The sequence below is a fragment of the Pseudomonas sp. 2995-1 genome (genome assembly GCF_002742505.1).
GTDB classification, from domain to species: domain Bacteria; phylum Pseudomonadota; class Gammaproteobacteria; order Pseudomonadales; family Pseudomonadaceae; genus Aquipseudomonas; species Aquipseudomonas sivasensis.
The window spans coordinates 1-281 of the sequence record NZ_LJSA01000608.1; the positions used below are offsets into that span (position 1 = coordinate 1).

Below are 281 nucleotides of genomic sequence, written 5' to 3' on the forward strand. Positions count from 1 at the left end.
GGCGAAGAAAGACGTTGTCATCTTGATGGATAGTATTACTCGACTTGCACGTGCTTATAACTTAGTCATCCCACCAAGTGGACGAACACTATCAGGTGGTATTGATCCTGCGAGTTTCCACCGTCCTAAGCGTTTCTTTGGTGCTGCAAGAAACATCGAAGAAGGGGGTAGCTTAACGATCCTCGCAACTGCACTTGTGGATACAGGATCCCGCATGGATGATGTTATCTATGAGGAGTTTAAAGGAACAGGTAACATGGAACTTCACCTTGACCGTAAAC

Annotated in this window: 1 pseudogene; it reads left to right on the forward strand. The window is 45.9% G+C overall.

Annotated elements, in window-relative coordinates:
- Positions 1–281, forward strand: a pseudogene (locus tag AOA61_RS30075) (transcription termination factor Rho); the annotation flags it as partial.